Annotated in this window: 19 protein-coding genes and 1 pseudogene; 7 read left to right on the top strand and 13 right to left on the bottom strand. The window is 51.5% G+C overall.

All coding sequences use genetic code 11. From position 1 onward, the window contains the following. Positions 1-45 precede the first annotated feature (45 nt). The 5 genes and pseudogenes from PMI16_RS10655 to PMI16_RS10635 form a co-directional block, all read left to right on the top strand. Positions 46-432: pseudogene (locus PMI16_RS10655) on the top strand (DNA polymerase Y family protein); the annotation flags it as partial. A 163-nt stretch (positions 433-595) separates the two neighbouring features. Beyond that, positions 596-1,903: a site-specific integrase gene (locus PMI16_RS25285; RefSeq protein ID WP_007879316.1), complete on the top strand. Its 1,308-nt coding sequence runs from the start codon at positions 596-598 to the stop codon at positions 1,901-1,903. Continuing rightward, complete coding sequence (locus PMI16_RS10645) at positions 1,900-3,417, top strand: site-specific integrase (RefSeq protein ID WP_007879315.1); 1,518 nt, start codon at positions 1,900-1,902, stop codon at positions 3,415-3,417. Before PMI16_RS25285 ends, PMI16_RS10645 begins: the two co-directional genes overlap by 4 nt. 5 nt (positions 3,418-3,422) lie before the next feature. Beyond that, positions 3,423-5,825, top strand: a complete 2,403-nt coding sequence (locus tag PMI16_RS25870) for a hypothetical protein (protein WP_007879314.1) — start codon at positions 3,423-3,425, stop codon at positions 5,823-5,825. Beyond that, complete coding sequence (locus PMI16_RS10635; protein ID WP_157212603.1) at positions 5,800-6,273, top strand: hypothetical protein; 474 nt, start codon at positions 5,800-5,802, stop codon at positions 6,271-6,273. Before PMI16_RS25870 ends, PMI16_RS10635 begins: the two co-directional genes overlap by 26 nt. Before the next feature lie 363 nt (positions 6,274-6,636). Here PMI16_RS10635 and PMI16_RS10630 read toward each other — a convergent pair whose 3' ends face one another. From PMI16_RS10630 to PMI16_RS10615, 4 genes are all read right to left on the bottom strand, one after another. Next, entirely contained in the window at positions 6,637-7,737 is a 1,101-nt protein-coding gene (locus tag PMI16_RS10630) for an alpha/beta hydrolase (RefSeq protein ID WP_007879313.1), read from the bottom strand. A 55-nt stretch (positions 7,738-7,792) separates the two neighbouring features. Further along, complete coding sequence (locus PMI16_RS10625; protein WP_007879312.1) at positions 7,793-8,878, bottom strand: alpha/beta hydrolase; 1,086 nt, start codon at positions 8,876-8,878, stop codon at positions 7,793-7,795. 2 nt (positions 8,879-8,880) lie between these two features. Further along, entirely contained in the window at positions 8,881-10,065 is a 1,185-nt protein-coding gene (locus PMI16_RS10620; RefSeq protein ID WP_007879311.1) for a (R)-mandelonitrile lyase, read from the bottom strand. Between the two features lie 80 nt (positions 10,066-10,145). Further along, positions 10,146-10,997 (bottom strand): aldo/keto reductase, encoded by an 852-nt coding sequence (locus PMI16_RS10615; RefSeq protein WP_007879305.1) that lies wholly within the window; start codon positions 10,995-10,997, stop codon positions 10,146-10,148. Positions 10,998-11,120: 123 nt separating this feature from the next. On the opposite strand from PMI16_RS10615, the gene PMI16_RS10610 reads away from it, so the two are divergent. Continuing rightward, positions 11,121-12,062 (top strand): LysR family transcriptional regulator, encoded by a 942-nt coding sequence (locus PMI16_RS10610; RefSeq protein WP_007879303.1) that lies wholly within the window; start codon positions 11,121-11,123, stop codon positions 12,060-12,062. A 239-nt stretch (positions 12,063-12,301) separates the two neighbouring features. Here the strand turns inward: PMI16_RS10610 and dinB are convergent, their stop codons facing one another. The 7 genes from dinB to PMI16_RS10580 form a co-directional block, all read right to left on the bottom strand. Continuing rightward, positions 12,302-13,462 carry a DNA polymerase IV gene (dinB, locus tag PMI16_RS25280; protein WP_007879301.1) on the bottom strand — a complete coding sequence of 387 codons (1,161 nt, stop codon included), beginning with the start codon at positions 13,460-13,462 and terminating at the stop codon, positions 12,302-12,304. 428 nt (positions 13,463-13,890) lie between these two features. Next, positions 13,891-15,081 carry an RHS repeat-associated core domain-containing protein gene (locus PMI16_RS25005; RefSeq protein ID WP_007879299.1) on the bottom strand — a complete coding sequence of 397 codons (1,191 nt, stop codon included), beginning with the start codon at positions 15,079-15,081 and terminating at the stop codon, positions 13,891-13,893. Positions 15,082-15,160: 79 nt separating this feature from the next. Beyond that, positions 15,161-16,267, bottom strand: a complete 1,107-nt coding sequence (locus tag PMI16_RS10600) for an RHS repeat-associated core domain-containing protein (protein WP_007879289.1) — start codon at positions 16,265-16,267, stop codon at positions 15,161-15,163. Positions 16,268-16,479: 212 nt separating this feature from the next. Continuing rightward, a complete protein-coding gene (locus PMI16_RS25275) occupies positions 16,480-16,806 on the bottom strand; it encodes an integrase core domain-containing protein (protein ID WP_237719844.1) in 327 nt (108 codons plus the stop codon). A 140-nt stretch (positions 16,807-16,946) separates the two neighbouring features. Continuing rightward, the gene (locus PMI16_RS10590) at positions 16,947-18,074 is read right to left on the bottom strand and encodes an RHS repeat-associated core domain-containing protein (RefSeq protein WP_007879285.1); all 1,128 of its coding nucleotides are present in this window, start codon (positions 18,072-18,074) and stop codon (positions 16,947-16,949) included. A gap of 276 nt (positions 18,075-18,350) precedes the next feature. After that, positions 18,351-19,403, bottom strand: coding sequence for a scabin-related ADP-ribosyltransferase (locus PMI16_RS10585; RefSeq protein WP_007879281.1), 1,053 nt, complete (start codon positions 19,401-19,403; stop codon positions 18,351-18,353). Positions 19,404-20,145: 742 nt separating this feature from the next. After that, positions 20,146-21,321: a D-alanyl-D-alanine carboxypeptidase family protein gene (locus tag PMI16_RS10580; RefSeq protein WP_007879279.1), complete on the bottom strand. Its 1,176-nt coding sequence runs from the start codon at positions 21,319-21,321 to the stop codon at positions 20,146-20,148. 82 nt (positions 21,322-21,403) lie between these two features. Here PMI16_RS10580 and PMI16_RS26675 point away from each other — a divergent pair, with 82 nt between their 5' ends. After that, complete coding sequence (locus PMI16_RS26675; RefSeq protein WP_007879277.1) at positions 21,404-21,532, top strand: hypothetical protein; 129 nt, start codon at positions 21,404-21,406, stop codon at positions 21,530-21,532. Between the two features lie 1,313 nt (positions 21,533-22,845). Here PMI16_RS26675 and PMI16_RS25270 read toward each other — a convergent pair. Both PMI16_RS25270 and PMI16_RS25865 read right to left on the bottom strand, forming a co-directional pair. After that, positions 22,846-23,895 carry a scabin-related ADP-ribosyltransferase gene (locus tag PMI16_RS25270; RefSeq protein WP_007879275.1) on the bottom strand — a complete coding sequence of 350 codons (1,050 nt, stop codon included), beginning with the start codon at positions 23,893-23,895 and terminating at the stop codon, positions 22,846-22,848. Between the two features lie 81 nt (positions 23,896-23,976). Then, entirely contained in the window at positions 23,977-24,918 is a 942-nt protein-coding gene (locus PMI16_RS25865; protein WP_007879274.1) for a hypothetical protein, read from the bottom strand. Positions 24,919-25,211: the final 293 nt, after the last annotated feature.

Below are 25,211 nucleotides of genomic sequence, written 5' to 3'. Positions count from 1 at the left end.
ATTCGGCCATCCCGGCCGGATTCGATCGCCCACGCTCTCCGCCCCATGAACTCCGCCATTCGCCGCATCGCGCACCTTGACATGGATGCGTTCTACGCATCGGTTGAATTGCTGCGCTATCCGGAGTTGCGCGGCCAGGCGGTCGTCATCGGCGGCCGTTCGGTGCACCAACCGGTCATGCGCGAAGACGGCATGCGCGACTTCGCGAAGCTGCGCGACTATGTCGGCCGCGGCGTCATCACGACGTCAACCTACGAGGCGCGCGCCCTGGGAGTGTTCTCGGCGATGGGCATGATGAAGGCGGCGCAACTGGCGCCCGACGCCATTCTGCTGCCGGTGGATTTCGACTCGTACCGGCACTATTCGCGCCTGTTCAAGAAAGCCGTTGCAGGCATTGCCCCGTTGATTGAAGACCGCGGCATCGACGAGATCTTATGGCGTATTTATAGGGGGAATGTATTTTTATACTGAATCGCTCATTCAACCTGGAAAGAAAAAAGAGAAAAAATAAAAAAAGTACTTTATCTTCTTGAATTTACCAACAACGCAAACTATAGATGGAAGAGTCCTAACATCTCTTCTGTCGAGGTAAGCGATGCGCAAGATATATGGATCCCGCAATGCATATCTTCTGCATGACGACGGAACGATCCACTACCCCTTCAGTAAATTTCTGACCAATGAGCATAACAATGCCCATTCTGTTGATTCCGCAAGTCAAGCTCTCAGAATCTTTTACCGTTTCTGCTCTGTTCACAACATAGAGCTAGCCGCTCGTGCTGTAGAAGGGCGTTGCTTAACCCTTGACGAGATAGCCAGACTAATAGGGCTTTGCTTTAGGCCTCTCCCTGAGATTGAATTAGCGAGTGACTCCAAGATCGTGTCACTCACAAGTGCGCGCGCTGGAAAACGTCCCGAGAAGATGCCCCATGCAGTATCGCCGAATACCGCAAAAACGCGCCTATGGTACATAGCGCACTATATTCACTTCTACCACGATGTGTTCCTGGCTCCCAATCTCATTGCCCCTGATCTACGCGCCAATACTCGACACGAGTTTAATGCAGCAGCACATCGCATCAAGCGCGCAATTCGTGGATCGAAACAGGGCCACCATCACGATATTCAAAGCCTACCTATCAATAAATTTATGGAAATAATTCGGGCTATTTTTGTGTGGCCTGAAGAGTTTTTTCTTACAAAATCAGGGAGATTATCAAGAACAATACTTCGTGACAGAGCTATCGCACTGCTTGCATGTGAGTGTCTTCGTCCAGGAGCTATTGGAAATATTCTTCGATCAGATTTCGATTTCAAAGGCAATCGTTTGCGAGTCGAAGATCATCGCGATCGCAGAGATTTTGTAAGTTCATCAACACCCGTACTTAAACTTGGCGATAGCACCAAGGTGAACAGCGCGAGTGAAACAACCATAACACTCTGGCCGTTCACAGCATTCGCGATTCAAGAATATTTGGACACCGAACGTAACGACATTCAGCTAAAACGACTTAACAATAATAGCCGTGGATTCCTTTTTCTGAGCCAGAATGGTTCGCCGATTAAGCATCGCTCGGTAATCACTACATTGTTCAGTGAGTTGGGAGAGCGCTTGAAACTACGTGGATTACTCGATGCAACAGATGATCGCACGCTATGGAAAAGGCGACATTATCACTTCAACGCATATGTATTACGCCATTCCGCGGCCAGCTTTTTCTTGGAGTCCAAGGGGACAGATGAAAGCGTATTAGACATGATGCGAATTCGCTTTGGATGGACCGCGGGAAGCACTCAACCGCTTCGATATGCTGCCCGTGCCCTCAGCGATCAGGCGAATATTGATTTAGTAAACTTTAGCGAGGAGTTATTTAAAGGAGTAGAAAGTAGGAGCAAGAAATGACTTACTTAACTGCCGGGCTAATGACTTTCCAATGGGATGATGACCGACCATTAGTATTCACGATCTCTCAAGAATGCGGTGCAGAGGATGCGCGTTTTACGAGAATCTACGATGTCGACCTCACGTCATTGGAGGGTCACTATTCATATGACTTCCTTCTTGCGTACAAAGACATCCTCATTGAAGCAAGCTACAGGATCGTCCTTACCACGCTCAGCACCTACCATCGGAATATCTCCTCTTTGTTTTCAAAGGTGGCGGCAACAGGAAACTTGCCTCATCACCAAAAAGAAATTGACCGTGACTTTCTTTTAGTTCTCGCATCAATTACCGATGATATGTCCCACGTCGCAACCGATAGCTTGCGAAACTTTTTCAGAACTTATCCACACTCGCCATTATTCGCGCGAGAAATTATTATTGATCACTTCCCGATTAAAACACACAAGAAGGGAAATTTTGGCCGCCAAGTAGACCGTGTTCTCAAATCTTCATTGTCGACAAATCAGTGCATAGATGTACTGAAAAAGTGCAATGACCTGTACGAAACCGGTGAAATAGATATTGGCCTATACAGCCACATGTGGCTTGCCTTTTCTTTGTATTTGCGCCCAGAAAGCTACCGACAAATCCTCATTTCAGATTTGGAAAGCAGTACCACAACCAAAGACTATTTTGTGCGAATTTGCCCGGTGAAAAGCGGAGTTAATAAACCTCAAAAAATAACCTATCGAGTTAGCGAAAACGTATGGAGTTTGCTGCAAAAACAAAGACAAGCAGTTATTGCAAAGTTTGGGAACATTGTATCTTCCGAAGACATAGGAAAGTTAGCACTCTTCCCTGCCCAAAAAATGGTGACGGACGGTATAGGATGGTTCCACGCATATCCGAACACCCATTACGGGCAATTAGAGACGTCCAGTTCGTTTGTCAGCTCCTATGGCAAGCCAATAAACAAGAAGCTTGCTACAGACATCAAAATTAATGCACGAAGGCTACGCCATACAATTGGCACCCGCATGGCAAAACTAGGCTGCTCGGCAACTTCGATAATGGCAGTATTAAAACATGTTACTGACTCGACAGCTAGGATCTATGTCGATATTACATTTCACGGTTGGGACGAAAAGTTAGGACAATCTATCAAACCGTCCTTTGAGCAGCATCTTCCGTCTGTCATAAAAATGCGTTCTAAAAATGTCCCAGTGGCAGTAGACAAGGCCATATACTCGGACGATGTGGACACTGGGGAGACCATTCTCACGGGGGAATGTGGACGAACGTTAAAGTGCCAATTTGCGCCATTCACTTGCTACGATTGCGACAAATTCATCCCCTGCTTTGACGTCGACCACAGCTTGAACCTGAAAGTAATCGAACTGGAAATCAGTGATTACAAAAAAATGGGAACACCCTACCAGGTAATGGTGGAAAAAGCAGAGCGAATCAAGATCCGCATCATGTTAATCATCGCTGTCTGCGATCGATTCTTAGATACACAATCGCGGAGTTGAAAATTATGGATATAGCCGCCAATTCCATATCATTTCGCCATTACTCAGAAAAACTTGAGGAGTGGGAACATGAATGCAAGCGACGTCTTACTCTTCGCCTCCCAAGCCTTATCTTCGATTCTGATATCTGGCATCTACGTAGCACGTTTAGCGAAAATTTCCCGGACTTTCATTTCTCCACTCCCCTCTCAGATTTTTCGGGGAAAGATAAATCATTTGAAAAGGTAATTCGCTGCCTTGCCACGGAAGAATTATTGGCCAGTAAAAATCACATCGAAAAATATATCCGAACTTTTCGCTACTTAAATAGATGTAATTCAAATGCTATTTGGGAGATCAATCTCGCAGACATATGGCGCCTGGAAGACATGTTTATAGAAGATGCACTTGCCGACCCAATAAAAGCATCCCCATTACAGAGCGCCCTCTATACCCTGCAGAGACAAATAACATTACTTGGCGAACGTGGCGTAATGCCTTCTTTAGGGTATCGCCTTCGTACTGCCACAAGATCTCATCTGAATAAGATCTTCTCTGAATATAATAAAAAGTCAAAAAAGGAGAGGTTCGAAAATATTGATCGGAAATTTGAAGCATTGAACGATGCATTCAACGCCGTTGTGAACAACGACAGCCGATTATCTAACTCAGAGCGTATTGCTGTTGCTGCCTGTATGCGACTCCTGTGCGCTCCTAGCAGAATAAACGAACTTGGATGCTCCTCAATTCACGATCATATAGTGCTCGAAGACTACACCCAACGAAGCACCGACGAGGCTGGCCAAGACCTCGATCTCGTTCATCAGCTGCTATTGATCAACATGAAAGGATCTAAAGGTACCCAATGGGGTCCCAAACCAGGTCTCTCTTTCATGATAGATGTCTTCAACTATTCAACCAGACTGATTATTGAATGTGGTAAGAATTCTCGGATGCTAGTCGAATGGTATGAAGCTAATCCAAACAAACTTTATCTACCTCAGAATTTAGAACACCTTAGAGGTACACTTATTTCTGTCACCGATTTGAGCATGATCATCTTCAATCGGGAAGATAAAGCTAGCCACTCACCACATTTGATATTCGAGCGAAATAAAACCCACGTGGTCCGCCGCCAAAATCCACGCACGCATAACAAGGTCGGTCGACCTACATGCATGAAGGAGATTAACTTCATTCCATTTGAAGTTGCTGAAAAGGATCTCCTCCAGCAAGTACATAGAGCACTGAAAAAATGCAGGGAGTTCTCCCGTTTTGTTACCTATAAAGGAAAGTTATCTCACATGCTAGTGTTGTGCGATAGAGAAGACATGCCCTGCATCCCCTGGGCATTGGACTACAGGACGATTCGGCGACGCCTCAAGGAAACCGTATTCAAAAAATTAGGCATCACCATGCCAGTGAATGGTGTGAGTCAATACGCGGAACTAGATGCACATGATCCTCGGCGATGGCTGACCACTCAAGCCCTCATCCATGGTGAAGGGCTTTCCGATGCCATTCTCAATAAATGGGCAAATCGGTCATCTATGTCGCAAATCCGCTCTTACGACGGACGTACCGAAAGCGAATTGGCCTCATTCGGTAGCATGCCGAATCCAACCGAATTGGAAGATTTATCGCGAGGAATTGAGAAAACAAAGAAACTGGCAGAGCGCTATTCCACGCATTCAGAATTCATCACGGCAGCAGATGCAAATATCAGCGTGACCAGCATGGAACGAGTGATGACTGCCATAGAAGATCGCCCCATTGCTCGCGTAAGCGAACAGATCATTATTTTGTATCCACAATGGTACGGCATATGCCTTCATCAACATCACGAGATCGCCTGCACAAATTACGACTCATGTGCACCTTGCAATAACAACATCGTGACGAAGGGGCACCTCCCAACTAATGAACGCTTGCGCAAACGCGCAATAATGATTCAGAAGTCTGTCGCAGTCCAACTCGAACGTCTCATTCGCGAACACAACCGCCAGATTGCCGACGAGCCGGATGCATTCGCAAACCACATTCTACTCTTGGCAGAAAAGGGCCTGAGCACAGATGAGCTAGCAGATTCACTTATTGATGATTTTCATGCGTTACGCGATCTACTCAAAGATAAGTTGCTTGCCAAGAGATTAGAAGAGGCATTCGTAACAAGGGGATTTGTAAAGATCTTTGATGACGAATTTGTACCGTCTGGAGCCTTAATCCGATATAACAATCCCTCCTACAATGCAACACCTGGACTTGAAATGGCAATACAAGCAAATGGTGGTCGCGAAAAGATCGCCGAGACTGAAAAATGGCTTATTTCAAAGTACCCGCAGTTCGCCCCTACTGCAGCCCCGCTTCACGACGAGCGTTCTAAACTCAATAACGGAGATGAAGATGACGACAGCGTCAACAACGACTGACATAAAACCTTCACAAACAGTTGGGCGCAAAGAAATATTGACTAAGACCCTCGCCAAGCGCATATGCAAAATAATCGAGCGGATGCCAGACAATGATGACCCGATCACCTGGAAAAATGTAATTGCTCATACAGAACATCTCTGTAAACACAAATTTACGCGGCAGATGCTTAGTCAGAAGGAATGGGAGGGGCGTAAACTGATTGCAGAAGCCTTCTCGACAGCTAAAGGACTCCAGCGGCAGACAGCTGGAACGGCAAAATTGAAATACTCTAGCGCCCCACGTAATATATTGGTAAAAAAAATCGCAGATCTGAACGCAAAATGTTCTGTACTAGAGGATGAACTTGAGAAATTCAGAGCTCAAAAAATGGATGAGTTAGACTGGTTTCTGAACACCCGATGCGATCTACGAAAGTTGATGAAAAAACGAACCTCAAATTTTTAACACTCTTTTTGTACGTCTGCTGGCCACGTTCGTCGCGCCGAATTACTTATTTACGCTAGTGAGTTTTTTGCATAAATTGCGGTCACTCTGATTCAGAGTGACCGCCCATTCCGGGCGAACGTGACCGATTTTGCATAATCCTGGAATCATCGATAACTGCAGGCGACAGTAGATTTTGGACACTTAATCCGGTCTGAGCTGGACACTCAAACTGGATTAAATTGGTCACCTAGTCGAGCAAGAAGCTAAGAGGCTGACAAACCTCCCTTTTGACAATTCATCGCAAGGGGGCTGCGGTGGATGTCACTGGATCCCAAATCGAACTCTTTACGCGATTCTTGCCCTGAGTTCCTTACCAAGACTTCATAGGTTCTTGCCGTAGAACGGCGTAAGTTTGGCTACCGCAGTCTCCACGTACTTGGGCACCCAGTAGGTCTCGATGTGAGTGGCGCCTTCGATCTTGAATAGTTCCTTGTCCTTGGCACCAATCGCTTTGGCGAACGCCTCTTCCGTCATGTAGAGGCTATCGGCCTTGCTGCCAGCCATCATCAGCAGTGGTTGTTCGATCAGCGCGATCTGATCTGTGGCATCCCATCGCATCAAGTCGAGCAGGCTGCTCGTTGTGTACTTGAAGGTCGAGTTGGGATGCGCGTGAGTGCGCCAGTAGTATTCATAGCCCTGCCGATACATCTCGAACGGCAACGCTGCTATTTGCGCGTCTGTCATGTCCGCATCACCGGAATAGAGAATCTTGCCGCCGGCCATCTGCTGGGTCCTTGCATCCGAAGCTTGCTTCAGACGCTGCTGGATCGTAGTGAGCTGCGAGTCGGCAAATCCGTTGCGTCGGACGCGACCTGAATTGAACATGCTCAGTGTTGCCACCGCCTTGAAGCGCTTATCGGTTTTGGCAGCAGCCAGCGAATAGCCTCCGCCGCCGCAGATGCCGAGCAAGCCGAGGCGTTCCGCGTCCACGCCAGGATAAGCGGTGATGAAGTCTGCCATCCCGTGAATATCCTCAATGCGGTTCGTGGGTGTGTCCACGGAGCGCGGCAGTCCGCCACTGCCTCCCTGGAATGCTGCATCGGCTGCAATCGCGATATAGCCCAGTTCCGCCAGGCGCTGCGCGTATAGGCCGGCGGTTTGTTCCTTTACCCCGCCATTGGGATGAGCAACGACGACCGCGGGGTACTTCTTCGCCGGGTCGAAGTTCGCCGGCGTGTAGACGTTGGCTACGATGTCCAGGCCATTGAGCTGGTACTTCACAGGATGGATGTTGACTGCGCCCGGCACATTGGCGGTGATTGCATCACCGTACACCAATGTAAAGGGGTTCTTTCTATAGTCGGCTGCAGCCGCGGGGGTTGCAAGGGTCATCAGTGGCACTCCAAGGGTTATTGCGGAAATAGCGAGCGTGGAGCTTCCGAGGAACTCGCGGCGCTTCACGTCGATGGTGTTGTGGGTCATGTGGAATCCGATTTTCTAGGACACGGACCGCAAAAGAGCGTCCAGGTATAAGAGCTCAATCGAGCTTCTTTTGGATGAGGAAGGAGGACACCAGGTCGGCGATCTGCACATTGTTCAGGTCGGACATGATGAAGTGCGTGTTTCCGTGGATACCCAACTCGGGAAGATGCACCAGCCGGGCGTCGCCGCCATGCTTGTTAACCGCATCCACCCAGATGCGGGCCATGGCAAGTCGCACGCGCCAGTTGTCTTGGCCTCGCTCGGCAGTTGGCTCTGTCGGGAAGTTGTCGCCGTAGTAGATGGCGATAGGGATTCGAGTCAGCTTCTCGAAGTCTTCTGTCGACACAGCTTCCGGCGCCAAGGGGCCTGCTGTACTGGGCATTGCAGGTGGAAGTTCTCCCTGCGGGAAGATGAAGCCGCTGCCAGGCTCGAATGCGATGATGGCCTTGACGTTGGGTGTCTTGATGGCTGTCAGCCACCCTGGGCCTCCACCCTGCGAGTGCGTAAAGAGGATTGCTGGTCCGGTCTTCGTGAACAGCGCTGCCATGGCGTCCGAAATCACGTCGGCATCGTAAGGGCCGGTGTTGGGCGTAACCGAGCGGAAGAACTGGTCCAGCGTCTCCGGCTTGCGGTCGAATTGCACATTATCGAAGTATCGCGGCCATTTTCCGATGCGAAACTGGTCAAAGAACAGCTGGTCGTTCGGTGCTGGAGCGACTGATGCCGCAACGGTGCTATTGCCGGCACGACCACGGCGCGGTTGGTCGACCAAATAGACTGGGAAGCCGCGGCGCAGGAACAAAGTCTGAAAACCCTCCCGGCCGTCCGAAGTGGTTTCCCAACTGCGCGCCGACTGGAAGGCGCCATGCAGCATAACGATGGGCAAGGGCTTGGGGTGCAGCGGCACCTGATAGAAGGCGTACAGGTGGTCACCATGGAAGCTCTGCCCCGCAGTCGTCGGTTTGTTGTTGTCGTAGTTGCCAGGAGCCTTTAACACGGCGCCTCCGACAGCGAAGCTACCTTGCGCTTGGATCACCAGAGGGGCGGAGGCGTTTCCGGAACTGTTGGGCTGGATCGCGCAGCCAGTGACGAAAGTTGTCATGGCGATGACGGTAGTCATCAGGGTTCGATTGATGTTCATGCTTAGCCTTTCGATGCAGCGGCCAGGACTTGTGTGAGCGCTTCGTTCGCACGAGCGGCAACTTCGGGGCTGACCTCCTCGGCCAGAGCTCGCGTCAGCTGGCCCAACTGCGCGGCGGTCAAGCCCACGCGCAGGCTTGCCCGCATGTGGGAGCGTAACTGTGCCTCTGCCCCTGGGGTTGCTGCGAGTGCGCCCACGGTCGCCAGTTCGCGGCTCTGCCAATCGAGGTTGTCGCGCTCGAAAATGTCGCCGAACAGATGAGCCTGCAGGAACTGATTGATGGGAGGTGCGAAGTCGAACACAGCTCCTTGTACCGGTCCACCGGAAATCTCCGTCTGGTTCGCTCTGCCCACCGTCACCAGCTCCTCGCCTGTGGCAACCTTTCTGCTGGGCTCACGCCCTTGGGCATCCTTGATCCCACGCTGCTTGCGTACTTCGACTACCGCCAGCAGTTCACCGAGTGCATTAAGACTTCTTGGGAAGCCTGCGTAGGCATAGAGCTGCACCAAAATCTCCTTGGCCTCGCTGACGGTCAAGCCGGCATCGAGCCCTTGATTCAGCGCGAAGTTCAGTCTGGGCATATCACTGCTCGCCACGAAGGCTGCAATGAGCGGAATGGCACGCTGCCGGGGCGACAAGGTTTCGGATGAGGGGTACGCATGGGATTTTGCACCTACAGTGGGACCGGGGTCCGCACTGCTCACGGCGGCCAGATACTCTTGATCGGTGACCTTGTCTTGCCAAGTCACCGAGATACCGTTTTCCTTTTCCGCGATAGCAACATGCGTCATTGAGCCGTTGGGGCCGGCACCATGCCAGTGGAGCACGTTCGCGGGAATGGTGACAACGTCGCCGGGGCGGATCACCTGTGCCAGCTGCCCCTTTTGCTGAACCAGACCCTCTCCGGCCGTGACGATCAGGGTCTGTCCCAGAGGGTGGCTGTGCCAAGCCGTTCTGGCGCGGGGCTCGAAGGTCACCGTGGCGCCTGCAGTCTTGCCTGGCTCCAATGCCTGGAAGGGCGAGCTGATGCGCACACTCCCGGTAAAGGTATCGGCCGCTCCCGTAGCGACGGGCTGAACTGACGCCGAACGTACCTCGACAACCGGAGCAACCGCGGCGGTACCGATGGACTGCGCGTCGGCAGCGGCTGCCGCTCCAGTCAGGGCGATGCAAAGGAGTGATTTCATGAGAGAGCCTTTTGCTTTTGAGCCTGCCGGTTACGGTACGGCACGATGAGACCTTGGCAGAGCGACGTTCATGTCGTCACTCAGATGTCGAGCTTGCGCTCGGACATCCATTTGACAATGGAAGGATCGCGATGCGAGAAGAAGCTGCTTGTGTTGGTGTCGAGCGTTGCGATGCGAGTCATATCGGCCTCGTCGAGCGCGAAATCGAAGATGGCGATGTTTTCGGCCATACGTTCCTTGCGCACTGACTTGGCAAGAGCGACGATCCCTCGTTGCACGAGCCAGCGCAGCACCACTTGACCGACCGACTTTCCGTGCCGCGCAGCGATACCTACCAACGCTTCGTTTTCGAAGAGACCGTTGCGGCCCTCCGCGAACGGAGCCCACGCTTCAGCCTGTACTCCGATTTCAGCCATGAACGGGGCCGCTTCCAGCTGCTGCTGGAACGGGTTGACCTCGACTTGGTTGACCGCCGGCGCAATTTCGTTGAACGCTTTGATATCCATCAGGCGGTCCGGATGGAAATTGCTGACACCGATGGCGCGCAGCTTGCCGGCGCGATAAGCATCTTCCATCGCGCGCCACGACCCGTGGACGTCACCGAACGGCTGGTGGATCAGGTACAGGTCGAGGTAATCGACTTGCAATCGCCGCAGAGACTTCTCAATGGCCTGCTGCGTGCGCTCGTAACCGGTTTCCTGGACCCACAGCTTGCTGGTGACAAACAGTTGGTCGCGCGCGATGCCGCTTGAGCGCAGTCCTTTGCCGACGGCTTCTTCGTTCATGTACGAAGCGGCGGTGTCAATCAATCGGTAACCAGATTCGATGGCATCGACCACGCTGCGCTGACACTCATCGGCGTCGGCAATTTGGAAGACACCGTAGCCAACGATAGGCATGTGAAGACCATTGTTCAGGACAACATGTTGCATGAATCGCTCCTCATTTCAAATTCAATGAAAGAAGTGTAGGCGACACACTGGCATCTGAATAGTGACATTCAGGTTGCTGAATTGGCATAAAATTGATGATAATTGTGGCTATAGGAGGCCCTCATGGCAATCAACGAGCTCCGGTCCATCACGACCTTCATCAAGGCGGCAGAGCTGGGCAGCCTTCGCAAAGCGGCTTTGGCGCTAGGCATCAGTCCACAGGCGGCAAGTAAGGCGCTGGCCCAGCTGGAGGCTCATCTGGACGCACGCTTGTTCCATCGCACCACGCGAGTGATGTCGCTGACGGATGCGGGGCAACGGCTGTTCGAAGACGTCCAGCCGTCGGTACTGGGAATGCAGCGAGCACTTCAAAGGGCGAAATCGGCGAAGGACGAGTTTGCCGGTCCCCTTCGCATCACTGGACCGCGAACGACGTTCCAGCCTATTCTTTGGCGCTTGGTCGAGGAATTTTGCGACATGCACCCAGGAATTCAGCCTGACGTACTTCTGGATGACCGGATCGGCAACTGGGTGGAGGATCGGGTGGATGTGGGTTTTCGCCTCGGGCCTTCGCCCCATGAAGGAGTCATCGCGCGGCGGTTGTTCCCGGTACAGATGCCCATCTGCGGTTCACCTGCGTACTTCGAACAAAATGGAGTACCTGATTCCGTGGCAGCCCTTGCTTCACATCGCTGCAGTGCCTATCGGCATCCGAGCACAGGAAAGGTGGTTCCCTGGCGTGTAAAGCTTGGCGACCAAATGATCGACCAGCCGGTCGTACCAGCGCTCTACAGCAACGACGAGCTCTTTGAACTACAAGCAGTCCTCGCCGGCAAAGTAATCGGACAGCTCGCTGGTGTAACGGCAGCACCCTACATCCGATCGGGTCACCTGATTCCCATCCTTGTCAGCCACATGCCGGACTACGCAAGCTATTTTGTTTATTTCGGCAGCAGGTCTTCGCAGCCGGCCCGCGCACGGGCATTCATTGATCTTGCAGTTCAGCGGCTCAACGATACCTCGGAGTACGTGCTCACTGAAAGAGATTTACAGACCAGCGGGTGATGGCGGTCAAATAGGCGAAGTTTCGTCAATATGAGGCGGAGTGACTTTCCCCCTCGGGTCGATTTCAGACGCAGCGCTTGCGTGCTAAGTTGATCTTTTGCTATCGAGTTTAGCGTGTGCGTTCGCGTTGTTGAACACGGTATGTCCATCTTGCTGAACTGTGTGACCAAGCTCACTGGAATATGCAATAACAATGGCGGAATTGCGTCATACATGTAGCAATGGGTTATGAATAGGCCTCAACTGAACAGATCGCCCTGATTCGACAGAGTATGGTTAGCGAGGTCGGCAAGGCGCACTAATCCGCTTGCGCGCACTCCTAGCAAGCGGATTCTTTGATTAAGTGGGATTCGTTTCAAACACTCACCAGCAGCCTTTCGAATATTCGCTCCGTCGGTAACTGGAAGAGATAATGTAATGTCTCTAGTTACTGAATGAAAATCCGAATAGCGCAATTTAATACCTACAGTCTTGCATGCGTATCCTTTGCGTTTGAGATCCTCAGAAACACGCATACACAAGTCGGTGAATATTTCAGATAGTTTATCGCGGTCTACTTTAGCGTGAAGATCTCGCTCAAATGTACTTTCGCGGCTAATTGATTTTGGCTCCGATTCCAATATGACAGGCCGATCATCAACACCTTGTGCGGAGCGATTAAGCCATTCGCCAGTCGTATTACCAAAATGCCGCATTAAAAGTTGCGGTGATGCTTTAGACAAATCACCAATGGTGTGTATACCCAAGCTCTTAAGCTTTTCGAAGGCTTTTGGTCCAATCCCGTTTATTTTTTTTGTTGAAAGAGGCCAGACTCGTTCTTTCATATCTTCAAAGTGAAGAATGGTTACACCATCGGGCTTCTCAAGATCTGAGCAAATCTTAGATAACAACTTATTCGGCGTTATACCGATTGAGCAGGTTAAACCCGTAGCATCGAATACGGCTCGTTTTATACGAAGAGCAAGCGATTGACTTTCCTCTTCGAGATCGGTTAAATCGATAAAAATTTCATCGATACCTCGGTTCTCAATTTTCGGAGCTATAGAAGCAACAGCTTCTTTGAATTGCCTCGATTTTTCTCGATACTCATTAAAATTGGCAGGCAGAATGATAGCGTCTGGCGCAAGCTTTGCGGAACGCATCAGGCCCATGCCAGAAAATACGCCAAGCTCCCTGGCTTCATAAGTTGACGTCGTCACCACGCCCCTACCGACGTAATCTCCAAGTCGTGCAAAGCACTTATTACCATCTTCCAGAATTATCGGCCTATCGGTGTTTCGCCCTCCCACTACGACAGCCCGACCACGTAATTCTGGATAGGTAAGCAATTCCACCGATGCAAAGAAAGCATCCATGTCCAGATGGGCTATCCGGCGATGGGGAATATGATTTTGAACCATACCTAGAACTGGACTTCTGAAAATCAGTGCAATGGCCTATAAGATCTGGCATTCATACAACCTCAATGCCAAAGGACCACTATGCATGCGCTCATTTTTTAGCAAAATTAGCCCAAACATATTTGACGCCAACGTTCACAATCGACTCAGAAGTTCGCTCCCTTAGACTTATGTCGTACCAGCCAGCGTAGCATTGAACCGACATTGTATGCTTTTAGGCAAAACGTCTGTCATTTCCATGTTTTCTCCTACTTGATGTGATGAGGCTCGGCCTCTATTCTCCCATGGCTCGCCTGCTCCAACTCCTTGGCGAAACTATCGACTGCCAATGGCAGAAGTTAATCTACATCATCAACTCCGTACAGCCCTGCCTGCAGTCTGTAACTGGACTTACTCCTGTATGACCAGTCATGCAGGAGCAAGTCCAGCTATATTGTCCCATTGAAATCAGTCGGCCTTGCCCCAGGAAAACGAGCCCAGTCGTTTGATGTTGAGCCATAAAAAGAGGCTTGCCAATCCGCAAATTCAGCCGCTGCTTCGTTTAAAATCGTAGCTATATGTTGGTCAGTTATTCCTACCCCCGGGTAGTTGCGTTGTACGTGCCCATTACACCACCAGTGCAACAGGCAATCGTCAAACGCGCCATTTCCGCGACAAGCGATCACCCGTATGGGATTCTCTGCCGACGCACGTAGATTTTCGCGAAACCTTGATGCAAAAGCAGCGGTAGTACCATGCGGCATTCCTGCTTGATCCATAAGCAACCGGTATTCAGCAAAATAACCTGCTGTAGGCCCAAGTCGATCCTGGTGGACGCGTCTGACGAATGCGTCAACACTCATCTCGCCTCCCGCGCCAGAACTTATGACCGCATGCAAAGTATTGTCCCTGCGCACAGTTCCAGCCACGATATTCAGACGCGGCAGCCCCCCAGCACTGGTCCCGTCTATCCTAGGGGCTGTTCCGTCTATGAACGTATATGCGAGGCGCTCTTCATTATTATCACTTACATAACGACCTAACAGGTGAGGCAAGCGAAATTGGCCTGAAGCAAGAGGATTGACTAAACCTCCGACCGCCCCCCGGCCGCTCAACCCCGTATGCATGAGATTGCCCAGTCGAGTCCGGAGACCTGCTGTTGCCCTGATGGCCATCTTTCCTCCGCCCCACCCGATCAGCGAGCCGGCTCCTCCCAACCCGGCCGCCCACCCCACGCTAGCCCAGTCCATCCGCTGACCGTCCACCGCCTCTGCCACGCCTTCGGCTGCCGCGCCAATGGCGGCATCCCCCGTGACCGTAGCTGCCAGGCTGAGCACCGCCGGCAGCGCCGCCCCCTCCGTCGCGATACTCAGCACAATGCCGGCCACCAGCCCAAGACCAAGACCGATCCATTGCCCCGTGCTCATGTGGCCCGACGAATCCGCCTGATTGATCGGATCGCCTGCGCAGTACGCATACGGATTGATGCCTCCAATCCCAAATGGACTCCAACTGTCTGGACAATTAAAACGCATCAGCACCGGGTTATATGCCCGGTAGCCATTACCCAAGTGATATGTACCGCTCACCGGGTCGCGCCGCTGGCCGTTATAGCCCAACAGAACGTCTGCTATTTCCATCTTTCGTATTCCTTTTCTCGATGATGCCTTCAAATGGCCGACTCAACGCCATCTTGCGTTGGCGCTAGTCATCAATCGGTCAGAATCCCACCCAAAATCCACTATCCGATCGGTCCCAACGTCTCAGAGCTTGCCAAAAATCCTCCCGGTATCCCCGTAGAAAACCAAGAAATTGCTGACGGTAGGGGCCATAAATAGCTTCTGACGGCAAATCAAAACCTGTAATTTCATACTCACAAAAATGCACCTCTAACATGTTTGGCCAACAAGTACTACGATCCGGGCGGCTTCTTCCTAGGCCAAGGAAATTTTTCTCCATCCATGACCTGAATGCGGGATTCACGATTAGCCTTTCACGATCCCTAACATGCGCCAGCTTGCTCTCGAGCTCATTGGCTGACAACCTGGACCAGCGCCTGACGAAATCCTCATACTTGATTTCAGCAGGCGGAACACCGGTTTCTTCTAGGCGCCCCCGGCGCACCATCGCACTGCTCGCAGCCTCTCCGAAGGTCTCTTCTGATGCTTGACGAAGGTTATGGATAGACTCGGTGTCGAGGAAATCCAGAATGCGTTTCTCAACGGGGTAATACCTCCCACTGAATAATGTTGTAAGTTTAGGCTTAATCACCTGCATTTCAATTTCGTGAACTACTGGGCTCCCAGCAGATTGCCCTGCCCGTGCTGCCCCCCGCCCGAGTCGTGCTATTGCTCGAATACCCCTCGCCCCTCCCCATCCAATCAGCGAACCAATTACACCCACCCCGGCCCCGCCCCCCACGCTAGCCCAGTCCACCCGCTGACCGTCCACCGCCTCTGCCACGCCTTCTGCTACCGCACCAATAGCGGCATCCCCCGTGACCATGGCCGCCAGACTGAGTACCGCAGGCATCGCCGCCCCGTCTGTCACGATGCTCAGCGCAATGCCGGCCACCAGTCCAAGACCAAGACCGATCCATTGCCCCGTGCTCATGTGGCCCGACGGATCCGCCTGATTGATCGGATCGCCTGCGCAGTACGCATACGGATTAATCCCTCCAGCTCCAAACGGACTCAAACTGTCTGGACAATTAAAACGCATCAGCACCGGGTTATATGCCCGGTAGCCATTGCCCAGGTGATATGTACCGCTCACCGGATCCCGTCGTTGGCCGTTATAGCCCAACAAAACGTCTCTCATTTCCATGTTTTCTCCTGCTCAATGTAAGGTTCGGTTTCTATTCGCCGTGGATTTCAATTCCGTATCCTGCAACGTAGTCGCAACCATTCGGAATAAGACTTGGCGCAAATAGGAGAACAGGAGGGAGCATATAGATTTACTGAGATGAACCCGACATCACCGCTAGGCCAAGGTTGATCGAGAAATGAAGCCGCTTGCCGAGCGTATTGTGCTTCGAATTAGTTAGGTGTCTGATACCCAAGCGCTGAGTGCATGCGCCGTTCGTTGTAAATCTCTTCGATAAAGTATGGCAACCTAGCGGCTACATCGCTGAATTTCTCATAACCTGCCAGATAGACCTCTTCGACCTTGAGCGTCTTCATGAAGCTTTCGGCCTGCGCATTCTGATAAGGATTAGTCGACGAGCTCATCGAACCAAGCAAACCGAACTGTTCCAACGCATCGCGATACAAGGCACTAACGCATTGGCATCCATGATCGGTGTGATGAATGCATGTGCCAAGCGTCGGCTTTCGGCTATTGTAGGCCGCCGTCAGTGCAGCCAAGGTCAGAGGCGTAGAGCAGGCTTGGGGCCGCTGATGGTCGATGAGTTCTCGTTGTTGCTGACTGAAATCAACCACCGCTCTTGGATAATGGACGCCTGACTATACGGCATCCGGAGCAAAATCACCGTTTGGCGGCAGTGCTATGACGAGCGCCATGACTGGACGGGATATTCTGATGGTTCAGGCATGTGTTGATTCAAGTAGGTCGCATAATCATGATCCCATAACCTATCCTCTGGTGAGAGCTCGGCTCCTTCTGGGAAGAAACGGGCGTGAAATAGCGATCTTGGATGAAAACGTATGAGCTGTTCCTCGCCGCTTAGCCCTATATGAGGTATCCCCCGACTTAACACTAGTCTTGCCCGATACGGGGCCCTCCCCATAACGGTCGCCTGTGCCCACCGTAGAGTGTCTCGAAAGTAAGCAATAGGGGCAAAAATGGGGTCTGCTCTCATCAACTCTTCTATACGTATCAGGCCAAACCTACCATTTATCTGTCTGACTAACCTCGTGTTTGGCCCCACCCAAGATGGCCGAATTTGAGTTATGCCAGTGAACTGAAGATCCTCATAACCCAACACGTTTGCATGAAGGGTTCTGGAGGTTTCCGCTAGGGCTTGAAGATCCCTTCCATTCAAATGGAAGGCAATTTCATTAAATGCTTCGGGAGGAATTCCTTCCAGCGATGCCGTGGGAATAACGACGTTCTCGGCCATGGCGGCACCAGCAGCCGACGCTCCCCGCCCGCTTAAGCCCATATGCATGAGATTGCCCAGTCGAGTCCGGAGACCTGCTGTTGCCTTGATGGCCATCTTTCCTCCGCCCCACCCGATCAGCGAACCGGCTCCTCCCAACCCGGCCGCCCACCCCACGCTAACCCAGTCCACCCGCTGACCGTCCACAGCCTCTGCCACACTTTCTGCTACCGCACCAATGGCGGCGTCCCCCGTGACCGTGGCTGCCAGGCTGAGCACCGCCGGCAGCGCCGCCCCCTCCGTCGCGATGCTCAGCGCAATGCCGGCCACCAGCCCAAGACCAAGACCGATCCATTGCCCAGTGCTCATGTGGCCCGACGGATCTGCCTGATTGATCGGATCGCCTGCGCAGTACGCATACGGATTGATGCCCCCTGCCCCAAATGGACTCCAACTGTCTGGACAATTGAAACGCATCAGCACCGGGTTATATGCCCGGTAGCCATTGCCCAGATGATATGTGCCGCTCAGCGGGTCTTGCCGCTGGCCGTTATAACCTACGGCCATTTCCATGTTTTCTCCTATTTGCCTACTTGATGTGAAGTCCGGCATCTATTCGCCCGTTGGATTGCCTGTTCTGCGCCCTTGGCTAAACTATCGCCTGCCAACAGCAGAGATGATCTACATCATAAAACTGCGTAAGCTCTGTACACAGTCAGTGACAATGCTCATCGTAGTCACCTCCATTTTGAATAAGACTCGGCCCAAATAGGAGAGATTGCTCCCCGAAGGCAAGTACCCAGGCACAGTAAAAAACAGGAGTGCCCCTCCCCGCCTCGGCGGCTCCAATCACTTACAAGAGCCACGCCAGATAACGGCCACAGGAAGCTGCTCGTCAGCGGAGGTCAATGTCAGTGCATCGGCGGTCGCCTCACTCCGTCGAGCCGCGTTAACGTACCAGCAGTGCATATCACTGTTCGATGAATCAGGGGCGGTGAGAGCAATGGTCACTGGCGAGCCCTTCTTGTAGCGATAGGCAATGCTGCCAACTGCAATCCCTTGCGGGGTGACGCTGATCGTAGCCCGACGGCCGTCTGCATCCATTACACTCGACAGCACGACATCAAATTCATCATCCTTGGGTTGCGTGTCCAGATAATTAGGATTGGACAGATACTCGACTTGCTTTGCAGCATTTTGGCGAAATACCCCTTTGATATACTCGCGTCGGATTCCACCCGGGAAAACCACTACGTTATACGCCATATAGCCAAGAGTATTTGTCTCAGGCATCGTAGCTATCTCCTGTTTTGGCAAATAATCATCATTGCCAGCAATAAATTTTCTTGATGTATCCTGATTAATTCCTCCCGGAGCATCGATAAGATAAGCTTCCAAACCATGCAAAACCCCAAAGGCTGAAGCAAAATCATAACTTGCCAGATAGCCCGTGTTAACCAGCGCGCTGCGCTTATTCTCCCCACCGGTGGGCATTACCAGCTCGCCGTCGTATTTCCAAGGGTAGAAGCCCTCGGTGAAGATACTCTCCGGTGGGCGCCCGGCCCCGCCGCGAAACAGGGGCCGACGATCACCGCGCCATATAACACGTGCAACCAAATCAGCGTCGAACGTCCCCGTTGCAACCGCAGTCAGATCAGTACACCGGCTCAGCGTGACCATTTCCCATGCTTTATACCAAGGCTGATTGAGATAATCTACCGCTGCAAGTTGTCCTTTCTTTACGCGCGCACGAAGCCAAGGCGGTAAGGTCTTGCTACTCGGCTGACACTCCGCTGGATACTGACTTGGGTGAAGTACTACGTCGTCGGCGAATGCTGCGATATGAAAACCCGCCGATAGGAGTATCGTCAAAAACAAGATGCCTGGTGTTCTAGACTTCATCGGTTCTATCCTTTGACAGAAAGTTAAATCATAGGAGGATGGAATGCTCCTTTCCCAAGTCATTCTTTATCAACAAAATACGCGTGAAACCACACTACCAAAAAATACTTGATCGATGCCCGTCAAATTTTTGTGCGTCTCCATTCGGACTTCATAATCATGTGAATTGACATCGTGCTTTGTGAAACAAGATAAGCACTTATTTTGCTATGGCAAATAATTTTTCTGCATATTACTCGTTGAATTAGATATTCAATTGGGATTTAGCCCAAGTGCGAAGCGAAGTCCGCAAGGCCATCAAAGACAGTGCACTAGGCTGCTTGGACGCTATTGATGGCAGCTCAGATGAGCAACGCGTCCCAGCAAGTGAGCGAAAGCCCCGCATGGTTTCATTGTGACCTGCGATAAGAAGACTTATCGAAAGTGTGTTTCATGCAATTTCCACGTGGTCATTCTGATTTCAGTCCGATCCGGCAGAACTTCGCGCGTCTAGTGCCCGTCGGCTAGCTAACACACCCTGTTCGTTTGACACTCAGGGCATCGTTTCATCGACCGCCTTATTTAGCCCGGCTGGTTCGGGTAAGGATTATCTTAATTTTTTGAGGCCGCTGTCTCTGTGAAAACAGTACCCAGCACATCACCCACACTCCCCTTGATACACCGTGGACCTCACTCTACACCCGCGTTCGCGAGGGCGAGTACAGCAAAAATAAAAACCGCCATGGGAATCCGATGGTGGTTTTTAGTTTGGGTAGGAGAACGATGACTTGAACATCAGGCGCAGCGAGTCCCACACTCGGCCCAAGAAACCGCCCGGGCCGACCGATTCCAGCGCTACCACCGGTAGCGCTGTCACGGTCTTGTCACCGAGCATGACTTGCAGGGTGCCGATCTTGGCATTTTCGGAAATCGGGGCTATCAACGGACCATTGCGGTTCAATTTAGTCTTGACCTTGTCGGCAGTGGCTCGAGGAATGGTAATGTAGACATCGTTTTTGAAACCAACCTTGATCTTGCCTTGAGCCCCCTTCCACACATCAGGCGTATCGACCGGCTGGCCCTCTGCGTACAACTTCACCACATCGAAGTTCTGGAAGCCCCAAGCCAAGAGCTTCTGACTTTCCTGCGTACGCGCTTGGTCGGACACGGTGCCGATCACCACCGAGATCAAACGACGCTCACCGTTGGACACCGGACGATGAGCCGAGGTGATCAGCGAATAGCCGGCGCTAGAGGTATAGCCGGTCTTCATGCCGTCCACCGTCGGGTCTAACCACAGCAGGCGGTTGCGGTTCGGCTGGGTGATGTTGTTGTAAGTGAATTCCTTCACCGAATAATAGCGTTTGTAATATTCATTAAAATCGTTGATCAGGTTGCGGCACAAAATGGCCAAGTCATGCGCGGAGGTATAGGTGCCCGGACTGGGCAAACCGTGCGGATTGCTGAAATGGGTATTGGTCAGGCCCTGACGCTGAGCTTCTCGGTTCATCAATTGCACGAAAGCATCTTCAGTTCCGGACACGGATTCGGCCACGGCTACAGCAGCATCATTGCCGGAGACTGATATCAGTCCATAGAGCAGATTGTCGATCGAGACAGACTTGTTTGGCTCAACGAACATCCTAGAACTGCTCGGATCAACCTTCCAAGCACTCACCGAAATATTGACTTCCTGCTCCAGACTCAAGCGCTTGTCGCGCAGCGCAGCGAAAGCCAGGTAGGCGGTCATCAGCTTGGTCAGCGAGGCTGGCTCGATGCGCAGGTCGGGATCGGAGGAGGCGATCACCTGGTTGGCCGAGGCATCCATCAGCAGCCAACTCTTGGCGGCGATAGTCGGAGGCGACAGAGTTTGCGCAGAGGCGAAAAGTGCGAATAGGGAAAGTACGGTGGCGGCGAGCGCCGCGAGAAGTTTTTTCATCTGAACCTAAAAGAAAATACCCACACGGGAAACATCGCTGCCGTTCAAGAACCTACAGCCTTCGCTTCACAGAAGAAGATAAATGAATCCCAAGGTAGAAGCCTTTGCTGAAACCTGGCACAACGCCGACAAAAATCCGATAATTGTGCCCGATGATTATCGCGCCTGCTTTCTGGGGCATAACGCAATCAGCAAAAAAAACGGCTGGTGACTACAAACGATGATGTATCGAAGAAGTCACCAACCCAAAAACTCCAGCTCATCAGGGAGGGTAGGGAACGCTGGAGTCTGATACCAGTGTAGCAATGAGCTTACGTCCGCAAAATAAGACTTGGCCCAAAAAGCCAACTCAATCTAGAGATGGGATTCAGGAAGCAGCGTGCCATGGATGCATCCAATAGATAAGTGGATGCGATGCCATATAAAAGAAAAGACAGATGTCAATGCGAATGGAAATTCACATGTCTCATTGATGCAAAAACATTCCATTTTATGGATCCCTGAAATCTCCGAGAATTCACTACTCTAGTTTCAGCCCATTAAAAGGAAACTTGGATTTTGTCCGGTAGTCACGACAATTTGAGAGGGAGTTCTCGTGTGGGCGTAATATACAATTGTTCGATGCGGAACTCATCCGACATGCGGGCTTGGAGCGTCTACGTAAGATCATACGTGGCACACATCCGCCTCGCCCGCTTCGGCGGGGGACACTCGCTAAATTCATACGCCCCCGGCCAGCTCTGCCTGCCGGCATTCTTTCGGTCAATGATGCAGCCTTAAAGGCTCGCTTGATGATGAATCCTCTGGCGACCACCACGCCCGCATTGCCTGCACTTCATCGAGAAAAGATTAATACCCCTCCAGCAATCGCTAGGCAACCCAGTGCGCGCGACACCTTGGATCGATGAGTTTATGCCGCATACCATCAATTATTCTTTATAGCGAAATTCGGGTATATCCCAGTTCTCGTTCCATTACTCCCCCTACTCGGTGGGCAAATGAACGTGCTCCTGACTTTGCCAAAGTCCCATCCACAACATGTTGTTGCGCTGCGTGCAGATGAGGTTGCGCGACATCCCGCAGTCCTAAGCGGTGATCGGGCGTAGACCTGACTGTAATGATGAAAGGCCTCGATATAGGAATTGTTCGGAGCACCGTCGCGAAAGATGATAACGATCTCGTCGCCACCGAGCGCCGAGAAGTTGCATATCAGTCTGCTGTGAGGCGGCGAAGGGTTTGGCCAGACACAGAGGCACACCTAAGTTGAAGCGCTCCCGTAGCAACCTTTCGCGGTGAAATAAATGGGCATAGGGGGACGGACCTGGCGAGGCGACTTGGGCCAAGAGAGAGCCACCGATTCGAGGCCAAGCCCCCCCCTCATTGAGGGGGGAAAGCCAGTCGACAGGTATCGCTCGGAAATAGCTGCGGATACACGGTTTCGCGCGCAGATGTGGGCGGCGTCCATGATCACCAATCCTGTTCGGCGCGTGAGGCTACGTCAGATCGGTGTGCGCATTAGGGCCACTACCGATTCGTGGATAAGCTCATTGCCCTGCATGACCCCCTCCAGACCACGAATACCGGAAGTACTTCATCTTCGGCAGTCAACGACAACGGCTCTGCTGTTGCCTGGCTTCGCGGAGTCGTATTGACATGCCAACAGTTGTCCGAGCTAAAGATGCCGCCATCCTTGAGAGTGATCGTTACCTGTGTTCCCTTCTTGTAGCGATATGCAATGTTGCCAACCCGAGCCCCCTCCGGGGAAGCTAAGAGACGTGCATTACCTCCATCGATAGCAAGGGCATCAGCCAAAACAATGTCAAATTCATCAGCTCCAGGTTGGGAGGAAGAATAGTTGGGATTAGGCAAATACTCCAATTTATGGTTCTTGGTATTGACCTTGAATGCACCCTTGATGTATTCACGCTTAATCCCTCCGGGGAAGACGACTACATTGCGATAAACGCCGATATTCGCTTCTGCCATGGCATGCTTCGGCAGCTCCCCTTGGGAGGCATACCCACTCGATTCGCTCTGGTTAATACCACCCGGCGCATCAATCAAATAGGCCTCGTTACCCGACAAGACGCCAAAGCCAATATCAAAATCGTATGAGGCTTGATAACCCGTGTTTACGATGGGCGACTCAAGGTTACGCGAGCCACTGTACAACTTCACGATACCATCATACTTCCAAGGGTAAAATCCATAAGTAAAAACCTCATTCGGATCTCGACCTACACCACCGCGAAATAGTGGAAGTCGATCCCCTCGCCAGAGAACCTTGCCAACCAGAGGGCCGTCGCCAGAATATACATGCGCCAGGTCGGGACATACACTTAGCGTTGTGCTTAGCCATGTCTCATACCAAGGCTGATTTAAATAATCTAATTCGTTGACCTGCCCTTTCTCCACCAGAGTATGTAACCAACCTGGCATGCTCTTACTTCCCGGTTGGCACTCTTTCGGGTATTGATCGGGTCGCGGTATATCTTGAGCGGGTGTCCCCGCAATTATTCCAACGGATAGAAGGATCGCTGGCAACAATCGCCACGTTGATTTTACGAAACTCATAGTGCCTCCAGTACACTGGGTGGTTAAATTATGTTACACAGCGGTCGCCAGATCCATTTTTACGAAAAACTGAAACAACGACTAAGGCTGTACTGACTGGTCGTCATGCTGATATGTGAAGGTCATCTTCCCAGGTTCTGGGCCTGGCGAACTTACTTTAATTACGGGCAAGAGCTGACCGGTTTCCTTGTAGAACAGCCCTTGATCGTTCATTGCATACCGCTTCCCCGCTTCTGCAGTGTAAAAAAAGGCTTGAATGGGCAATTGATCTCGAGCACCGTTACCCCAAGTTCTAACAATAATTTCATTATTTATATTGTTCTTGAATAATGGTCCGATATCGGCCCAATTTTTCCACATTAATGTGGAGGCGAGAATGCCCTGATGGAAAGCCTTTTGTGCATTTCCCACAGCACCATCTCGATAATCTCTTACATTAAATCCACATAATCTCAACAAACTTACAGACGGTTGAAAATATTTTTCATACCAATCCTCCGCTGTGTAGATACCTTGAAGCTGACAAGGGCTACTGCCGGAAAAATAATAAACTGGCCTGTTATCGATGTAGTCAAGGAGCTCTCCGCATCCACTTTCCCCACCTCGATTAACGCTTGCCGCATTCACCGGGAAATAACAAAGTACATATGGCTGTTTCTTTCCATTTGCCTCCGCTCTTTCTGGAGCATTCCATACATATCCATTGGGTAAATCACCGAATACCCCAGAAATAATATCTGCGCGCCAATATGAAAAAGAAATACCGCCCGTCCTCAATGAAATAGGGCTGGGATCCCATGGGTCATAATCCCCGTGTCCTGTGGCGCGAAACATGATTCCGCTACACTCAAATGCCGGCAATTTCTGATTGGCACCACAACCCACTGTTGTGTTTTGGTATCGGTCACGCAGATCTTTAACCACCGCATCCCCAACCTGATCGATATCGATGGCGCGCGCTGGGATCCACAGAAGAACAAGCATCAAGCATGTTGTCCATTTCATGAAATTGAGTCTCATCATTTCTGCATCTCCATCAGGTTAAAAACCGATGTCATGACACAAGAAGTGTCAAACTAACCAAATTGGCGAAGAGGAAGCCATCAGACTTCGATTAAGGTCGGTCGAATTCGAGGAAGCGTCCATATCCCCCGATAACGTTGAGCCATGCATTTAGCCGATAAAGCCATGGACCTGAATGTTCCGTTTCTCGTATAAAGACTAGCCGTCCACGCAAAGCCCAGTACACAGACAAGAACGACGCCAATGATGCCGAAGCAATCGGTAGGTTGTGGCTCAGTACCTTGCTCGAGATC

Source organism: Herbaspirillum sp. CF444 (assembly GCF_000282135.1).
Lineage (GTDB): Bacteria > Pseudomonadota > Gammaproteobacteria > Burkholderiales > Burkholderiaceae_D > Herbaspirillum.
The sequence above is the reverse complement of the archived record's forward strand: the minus strand, read 5'-3'. Positions and strand labels throughout refer to the sequence as shown.

Coding starts and splice junctions, on each gene's coding strand:
- PMI16_RS10635 (WP_157212603.1), top strand. CDS start 5,800: ATGACGACAGCGTCAACAACGACTGACATAAAACCTTCACAAACAGTT.
- PMI16_RS10590 (WP_007879285.1), bottom strand. CDS start 18,074: ATGGAAATGGCCGTAGGTTATAACGGCCAGCGGCAAGACCCGCTGAGC.
- PMI16_RS25270 (WP_007879275.1), bottom strand. CDS start 23,895: ATGAGTTTCGTAAAATCAACGTGGCGATTGTTGCCAGCGATCCTTCTA.
- dinB (WP_007879301.1), bottom strand. CDS start 13,462: ATGGTTCAAAATCATATTCCCCATCGCCGGATAGCCCATCTGGACATG.
- PMI16_RS10600 (WP_007879289.1), bottom strand. CDS start 16,267: ATGGAAATGAGAGACGTTTTGTTGGGCTATAACGGCCAACGACGGGAT.
- PMI16_RS10585 (WP_007879281.1), bottom strand. CDS start 19,403: ATGAAGTCTAGAACACCAGGCATCTTGTTTTTGACGATACTCCTATCG.
- PMI16_RS10630 (WP_007879313.1), bottom strand. CDS start 7,737: ATGACCCACAACACCATCGACGTGAAGCGCCGCGAGTTCCTCGGAAGC.
- PMI16_RS10645 (WP_007879315.1), top strand. CDS start 1,900: ATGACTTACTTAACTGCCGGGCTAATGACTTTCCAATGGGATGATGAC.
- PMI16_RS25865 (WP_007879274.1), bottom strand. CDS start 24,918: ATGATGAGACTCAATTTCATGAAATGGACAACATGCTTGATGCTTGTT.
- PMI16_RS25870 (WP_007879314.1), top strand. CDS start 3,423: ATGGATATAGCCGCCAATTCCATATCATTTCGCCATTACTCAGAAAAA.
- PMI16_RS25005 (WP_007879299.1), bottom strand. CDS start 15,081: ATGGAAATAGCAGACGTTCTGTTGGGCTATAACGGCCAGCGGCGCGAC.
- PMI16_RS10615 (WP_007879305.1), bottom strand. CDS start 10,997: ATGCAACATGTTGTCCTGAACAATGGTCTTCACATGCCTATCGTTGGC.
- PMI16_RS10580 (WP_007879279.1), bottom strand. CDS start 21,321: ATGAAAAAACTTCTCGCGGCGCTCGCCGCCACCGTACTTTCCCTATTC.
- PMI16_RS26675 (WP_007879277.1), top strand. CDS start 21,404: ATGAATCCCAAGGTAGAAGCCTTTGCTGAAACCTGGCACAACGCCGAC.
- PMI16_RS10620 (WP_007879311.1), bottom strand. CDS start 10,065: ATGAAATCACTCCTTTGCATCGCCCTGACTGGAGCGGCAGCCGCTGCC.
- PMI16_RS10610 (WP_007879303.1), top strand. CDS start 11,121: ATGGCAATCAACGAGCTCCGGTCCATCACGACCTTCATCAAGGCGGCA.
- PMI16_RS10625 (WP_007879312.1), bottom strand. CDS start 8,878: ATGAACATCAATCGAACCCTGATGACTACCGTCATCGCCATGACAACT.
- PMI16_RS25285 (WP_007879316.1), top strand. CDS start 596: ATGCGCAAGATATATGGATCCCGCAATGCATATCTTCTGCATGACGAC.